Source organism: Protofrankia sp. Cj5 (assembly GCF_917627405.1).
Taxonomy (GTDB): Bacteria; Actinomycetota; Actinomycetes; order Frankiales; family Frankiaceae; genus Protofrankia.
In genome coordinates, this window is record NZ_CAKJTO010000164.1 from 1 (window position 1) to 7474 (window position 7474).

Here is a 7474-nt window from a genome sequence, read left to right on the forward strand (position 1 = left end):
GCGCTGCTCGCCGCGAATGATCAACTCGCCGCCGCGGTGTCGGCGGCCGGGGACGCGGCCCTGGCCGCGGCGGGACCGGCCACGGCCGGCGGGCATCCGGCCGCCACCCACCACCTGCTCGGCCAGCTCGCCGCGCTGCTCCCGGAGGCGGTCGCCGACCTGCAGCCGGCGCGCGCATGGGAGGTTCGATGACCAGCACCCAGTTCGTCTCCTGGTCACGGCGGGGGGCCGGCGCCGGGCAGCCCGCCGGGCCACCGCAGGGGCCGGATCTCGGGTCGCCCACCCGCCGATGGGTCCGGCCGGCGACGGTGATCGCTCGTGCGCTGCCGGCGAAGGGCAACCCGGCCGAAAGCCTCGTGACGTCCGCCCCGATGCAGCTGCTCGGCCCCGCGGACGCCGGCCGGCCGGCCCAGATCGTCCGGTGCGCCCCCCGGGACGGCGACCGGCAGGCGGAGCCCAACTACCTGGCGCTGGTCGAGTTCGCCCACCCGGACCTGCCCTGGATGTTCAGCCCCGACCAGCACACCACCCCGCCACCCGGCGGGGTTCGTCCGTGGCTGCGGCTGCTCGTGCTGGAGGTGCCGCCGGGCACGGCACCCGCGGACCGGCTGGCCCGGTCGCCGCGCGGCCCCTACCCCGTGCTGACCGACCCGGGGCCGTGGCCGGAAGAGCAGCGCAAGGAGTTGTGGGCCTGGGCCCACGTCCAGGTGCAGACGGACTCCCCGGAGGCAGCCGACGCGATGCTGAGGACCCCGTCGCCGGAGTGGTCGCTCGTACGGTCGCGGGTGCTCTGCCCGACGCGGCTGGCGCCCGACCGGGCCTACCTCGCCTGCCTCGTGCCGACGTTCGAAGCCGGCCGGCTCGCGGGCCTCGGCCTGCCCGCCGACACCGGAGGCATGAGCCTCACCCACGACGGCGCCCCGCTGCCCGTCTACCACTCCTGGTCCTTCCACACCGGGCCCGCCGGGGACTTCGAGACACTGGCCCGCAAGCTCAACCCGCTGCCGGCGGCACTGGCCGCGACGATCGGGGTGCGCCAGGTCCATGTCGGGCTGCGCGCCTCCAGACTGGCGGAGGACGACACGGGGTTCACCCCGGCGCCCTACCCGGTGGCCACGGCCATCACCCGCCTGGAGCACCCCGCGGCGCCCCCGGCGCCGGATGGCCAGCCCGCGCCACCGGACCTGCCGGCCAGCGGTCTGGAGCCCGGCGCGGCCGACCCGCAGGTCGCCGTCCTGCACCGCCGCCTCAAGCTGCTGCTCGACCCGGTCGCCGCCCGGGAGGACGACGATGTCCCGCTGGTCGGGCCGCCGCTGTACGGACGCTGGCACGCGGAGGTGAACAGCCTCGACGGCACGCCCGGCGCCGCCGAGCTGGCCGCGGTCGAGGCGGGCACCAGCCAGACCTGGATCACCCAGCTCAACGCGGATCCGGCGATGCGGGCCGCGGCCGGGCTCGGTACCCGGATCGTGCAGCAGGACCAGGAAGAGCTGATGCGCGCGGCCTGGGAGCAGCTCGCCGACATCCTGGCCGCCAACCGGCGCATCCGCTGGGCGCACCTGTTCGCGCGGACCGGCGGTGCGCTGCACGCCCGGCTCGGCGCACTGTCCACCGGATCGGCCCTGCGGGTGGCCGGCCCTGCCCTCGCGCGCCTCGTCACGGAAACGGAAGCAGCCGCGGCGGGCCGGGAGACCGTGTACGCCGGCCTGGCGGCCAGCACGCTCCCACCATCAGTGGCTGACGTGGCGTTCACCCGTGGCACCCGGTACGCAGTCAAAGCCGCCAGCCGCGACGCCAGAAGCGAACAGCCCGGCGTCGAGCCAGGCCTGCCGCTGACCGCCGCGACCTGCGCCCAGCGCGCCGTCGCCGGGCTCAGCGACGGCGATCCGGGCATGTTGCCCGCCCGGTTCACCGGCCCACGGGCGGTACAGCCGGAGGTGCTCGCCGAACTGCTCAGCGACCCACGGCTGGCGCGCGGCGTCACCGACCGGTTCGGTGCGGCCCCGGACCAGCGGCTCGCTCAGATCGCCGGGCTGCCCGCCACGCTGGGCGCCTACGCCGCGCAGGTGGACGAGCAGCCGGCGGCCGCCGGCGCCGGGGCGCAGGTCCGGTTCGCCGCCGGATCGGAGACCGCGCAGCAGGTCCACGCGCTGATCACCGCTGCCGGGACGCTCGAGCGGCAGGGCCGGATCCAGCTGGGCCTCGAGATGCGGCACGACTTCGGCACCTTCACGCCGAGTCCTGGACAGGCCGCCGAGCTGTCCATCGACGCCTTCCAGCGCCTGGCGGCCGTGGCCCGTCAGGACGACGACGGGCACCTGCCGGCCAGCCCCGCTCTCACCGCTGCCGGCCTGCGCATCCTCGTACCGGCCCGGCCAGCCGGCCCGCTCGGCGCGCTGACCCGCGACGCCAGCGTCGGAGACCAGCCAGCCCTCGTCCTCGCCACCGCCATGACGCTGCGAGACATCGCCACCGACGCCCTGGGGCCGGTATCCGGGGCGCCGGCCACGACGGGCTCCCGGCTCCTGGCCCAGCTCCTGACCGGCACGACCGACGCGGACAGCCACCTGCTCGCCGCCGCCGTGCCGGCGTTCGGTACCGAGATCACCTCGCAGGACGCCACGGCCGTCGGCCCGGCCCTGACCCGCTTCTCACCGGCGCTGGCCGACCAGGCGGTACGCGCCCTGACGCCGGACCCGGCCTATCAGCGGCTGCTCGACTACGCCCACGAATTCGTGGGCCCGCAGGTCCGCCGTCGACGAGACTCGCCGTTCCACCCGGCGATGGCCGCGCCGCGGTTCCCGGCCCCGATCATCGACCGGCTCAGCCGGCTCGACCGCCGGGAGTGGGTACTCGGCGGCGTCAACCAGATGCCCGCCAACTCGGTCGCCCTGCTGGCCCCCAACTGGCGGTTCATCGAGGCGCTGGCCGTCGGGCTGAACCACGAGCTCGCCCGCGAGCTGCTCTGGCGCGGCTACCCCACCGACCGGCGTGGGTCGAGCTTCCCCCGGTTCTGGCCGGGCGACGCGCCGGACCTGGCCGACCTCGACGGCTGGGCCGGCGATCTGGGCGACCACGCGCCGCCGGGCCGGGCAGCCGCGATGACGATCCTGGTGATCAAGGGTGACCTGCTGCGCCGGTACCCCACCACGATCATCGGCGCGGTCCGTGGCCGGCCCGGCCACGCCGGCGGCCTGACCTCCTTCACCCCGGACGCGGGCGCCGGTGCCTACGCCGAGCAGCTGTTCCCGGCCCGCCCGCTGGGAGATGACGTCAGCTACACCGCGCTGCGAATCGACCCGTGGGAGCTGCGCTTGGAGGACCCCGAGGACTACCAGCACCGCTGGTACGTCTCCCTGCGCCAGCCCGATGACGAGCCCCGCTTCGGGCTGGACGAGAAGCCCGGGGCCGGCCCTGGCACGAACGCAGGCCGGGACCGGGACGACTGGTCGTGGCAGGGCCGCGACCAGGACACGCCGACGCTGCGGCCCGCCGATCTGGGCGCCGCCACTAGCGCCGCGGTCGCCGCCAACTGCCTCCAGCGGCCCTTCCTCGCGCTGCTGCGCGCGCCCGACTTCCTCCCATAACCCCGAGCCCACATAGCCCCAAGCCCACATAGCCCCGAGCCCCACGTAGCCCCGAGCCCGCATAGCCCCGCAGTCCTGTAGGAGCGCCCACATGCCCGAACCCCCCGCCGACCTGTGGGCCGGCCTCGACCCGACGCTGCCGATCGCCCTGCTCCCGGTCCGGCTGGAGACCCGGTTCGGCGACCGGCCGCTGCTTGGCGGCGACGGCACACCCACCCTGATGGACGACGGCACGCCGGCCCGCATGCCCGTACTGCGGGTGCGCGTCTACCCGGACGAACTGACCATCACCACAACCGCGATCAGGCTGACAGCCGCGCAGTGGGCCGCCGGCACCGAGTTCTGGGCAGCCCAGCGCGACCCGGCCGCGACGGCGGACCTCGTGGCCGCAGCCTGGGCACGCCTGGTCGGCCAGGTCGGGACGGCCCGTGCCGTCTGGGCGGCGCGGGAGACTCGTTCCGGCCCGCCCACGCCGCCCGACACCGACACCGATACCGGCCCGGCCGAGCGGCCGGCTACGGCCGTCCTGCTCCCGGATGGCTGGCTGCTGGCCGGCTGGCTGGACGGCGCGCAGGTGCTCCACCACTACCTGCCCCGGCCGGCGGGTGACCTCCAGGTCGGCCCCTCCCGTGATACTCCCGCCTTCACGCCCGAGGACCCCACGCTGGTGGCACCGGAGGACCCGCTGCGCTGGGCGGTCGACTTCGACGCAGCCAGCCGGGCCGGGATGGCGGCGACCGTCGACCTGGCCACCGCCGACCAGGTCCTGGGCCGTGCCCTGCCCCCGGTCGCCATCCGAGGGCTGGACACCCTCGTGGCTGTGGGCGTACGGGAGCCCACAGCCGAGCGGACCCCCGACAGGGAGGCTGAGTCCCTGACGGCGCTGCTCACCGGGCACGCGGACCGCGACACGCTCGCGCTGCTCGCCCCGGGAACGCCGACGAACAACCTGACCGATCGCCCGTCTGGCTACTCCAGCCGGCCCGACCCGTTCGCCAGCCTGGCCCGCCTGCTCGCGGACCCGGCGGCTGGTGGCGGAGCCGTCGACCCGGGCGCCGCGCTGAGCGGGCAGGCCGCCGACGGGGAGATCCTCGAAGCGGCGCTCGGCCTGCCCGCGGCGACTCTCGCCGCCACGCCCGGGGCGGCCGGACGGGAGCAGGCGCACGCGCGGGCGATGACCCGGGCGCTGTTTCCTGTCACGCTCGGCGAAGTGATCGGCACTCTGGCCCGGCCGCAGACCCCCAACCCGGGCCCGGCCGCCGCCGAGCGGTTCCTGGACAGCCTCGACCGGCTGCTGCCCTTCGCCGCGGAATACCAGGCTTCCTTCGTCCGGGGCCGCGGCCCGCTGCCCACGCTGCGGGTGGGCCGCCAGCCCTACGGCATCCTGCCGATCCTCCCGCCTGGCCGTTGGGTCCGGCACCCCGCCGAGCCCGCCCTGCTCGACGACCTGAACCGGTTGATCGACACCCTCCGGCCGGCGTGGGCGCTTGCGACCCGCTGGCTGCCCCGGCTGCGCCCGGACGGCGACCCGGTCGCCCAGCTGGTCAGCGTCCTCGGCACCGCGCCAGTGCCGCACCCCGGCGGCTACCGGATCCGCAGTGTCACCGGGCCGCTCGGGCAGGCGCTGCGCCAGGTCGCCACCGGCATGCCGACGATCCACGACACGCTGGCCCACGACGTCGCGGCCAAGGCCGCCGCCGCGCCCGGACTGATCAGGCAGCTCACGCGCGCCGCCTACCGGGAGACCATGCTGGCCGCGCTCTGCCCCGCATTGGCGGGCAGCCAGCTCGAGGGCCTCACCCTCGAAGGAGCCCGCCCCATGGCCGTGCCCGTCGCCCGCACCGATCCGGCCCGCGTCGGCTGGGAGTCGCCGGCCAGGTACCTGGCGGAGCTGGCGAACCGGCGTTACTCCCTCGCCCTCCGCCGAGGGATTCCCGGCACGCCGCCCACCGACCTGCTGTACCTGCTGGTCGAGCACGCTCTGGCGCTGGCGGGCGAGCTGGACGCCATCCGGCTGGTGGGCGCCGTGTCGCCCGCGGGCAAGACAGCGGCCACCGCGGCGGTGGCGGTACCGGCCGAGCTCGCCGGCACCAAGCTCACCATCGCCACGCCGACCCATTTCGCCAGCACGGCGTTGGAGCGGTACCTGGACGCGGCAGCGCCCCAGGCAGGACTGACGGTTGCCCACCTCGTCGACGACGAGGTGCTGACGGGCAACGTGTTCGAGGAGCTCCACCTGCCGCGCCCGCACGTCGACGGCTTCCCCGGGACGGTGCGGGCCGTCGGTGAGCTGGCCGCCGCGGGCCTGGACGACGCCGGCTACACGCGGCTCGTCGGGGAGACCCTGGCCTGCGTCTCGACCCGGCTGGACGCCTGGATCACCTCCGTCGCCGCGCGGCGGCTGAGCACCCTGCGCCAGGCCAGGCCGGACGGTATCCAGCTCGGCGCCTGGGGCGTGCTGGTCGACGTCCGGCCGCGGCCCGGCCGTCCCGTGCGGCTGCCACCCGCCGGCAGCGACCCGGGCCTTGCCCTGCTGGCACCGGTGAACGGCGCGGGATACGTCCACGCCCCCTCGCTGGACCAGGCACGGACGGCCGGAGTGCTGCGGGCGGGCGAGTTCGCCCATGCCGGCGACTCCTCGGCGCTGCACAGCATCGACCTGCGCTCCCGCCAGGCCCGCGTCGCTTCGGACATTCTTGACGCGGTCGCGAACGGCCAGCCGCTGGGCGCCGTCCTCGGCTACCGGCTCGAGCGCGCGCTCGGCGACGCGGGGGCCCACAGTGATCTATACCGGCTACGCGACGCCTACCCGCAGACCCGGATCGGCCAGCGGGACGACCAGCCCGGCGGCGATGCCGTCGTACCCGACGAGGTGGTCGACGGGCTCGCCGTGTGGCAGGACCGGGCAGCCAAGATCGTCAACCCGCCGCCCGCGGACCAGGCTGCCCTCAACGCGGCCCTGGACGACCTCGGACACGCTCTCGACGCCGTCGCCGACCTGGTGGTCGCCGAGGGCGTCCACCAGCTCACCTCCGGTCGGGCCGAGGTGGCCGGCGCCGGCTTCGCCGCGACCGCGCTGGGCACCCAGCCCCCCGACATCACCGTGACCCGGCAGCCCCGCTCGGGCGTGACCGTCACCCATCGCACGGTGCTGCTGCTGGATGGCGAGGTGGGCAGCCCCGGCTGGAACGCCGCCACCCCCCGCGCATTGCTCGCTCCCGCCGCCGAACGGTGGGCCCAGGGCGTGCTGGGCGCGGCGGGCGGCTGGCAGATCCCGGTCGGCGCGGCCACCGTCGGTCTGGACGCCCTGGCTGTCGCCGCCCTGGACGTCATCGCCGAGGCGGCGGACACCGGCGGGCACCGTCCGCTGGCGGACCGGCTGCGCGCGGCGGCCGGCGAGCCCGAGGCCGCGCTGCCGGCCGAAGCCGACGGCGTTCCCACCAGCTACGGCCGGCTCCTCGCGCTTGCCGAGCTCGCCGGCACGGTCCTGGCGGCGGCCCGGCCGGCCCGCCAGACTGACCTGACGCCGCCGCCGGGACCGCTCCCGCCTGGGGCGGCGCCCGAACCGGCGCCGCCCGGCGCGTCCCCGGATGCGCTGCGGGACCTGGCCCGTACGGTGTCTGACGTCCTGGACGCTCTTGAGCTGGGCAGCCGGGCCGTCCTCACGGCGCTCACCCCCGCCGATGGGCCGACCCCGCCGGACGAGCACGCCGCCGATCGCGAGCTGCTGATGCCGTTCACCCCGCTGGCGCTGCCGGGGTCGCTGCCGCCAGCCGGCACCGCGCCTACCGTGCGCGATGTGCTGACCGCCGCGGTCGCGGCATCCGCGCTGGTCCGGGACGCCGACCGGCTCGTCACCGACGCTCTCGCCGCGGCCGGGCCGCGGC

Annotated in this window: 3 protein-coding genes; all 3 read left to right on the top strand. The window is 76.3% G+C overall.

Features of this window, described 5'->3' with window-relative positions; genetic code table 11:
- Positions 1-192: hypothetical protein (locus MJ777_RS21510; RefSeq protein ID WP_239377613.1), on the top strand; the 192-nt coding region annotated here is incomplete at its 5' end.
- Positions 189-3587: a hypothetical protein gene (locus MJ777_RS21515; protein WP_239377614.1), complete on the top strand. Its 3399-nt coding sequence runs from the start codon at positions 189-191 to the stop codon at positions 3585-3587. The genes MJ777_RS21510 and MJ777_RS21515, both read left to right, overlap by 4 nt.
- Before the next feature lie 91 nt (positions 3588-3678).
- The coding region (locus MJ777_RS21520; protein ID WP_239377615.1) for a hypothetical protein at positions 3679-7474 on the top strand (3796 nt) is incomplete at its 3' end.

What these genes read in the sequence shown, in the direction of transcription:
- MJ777_RS21515 (WP_239377614.1), top strand. Translation starts at nt 189, where the DNA reads ATGACCAGCACCCAGTTCGTCTCCTGGTCACGGCGGGGGGCCGGCGCC.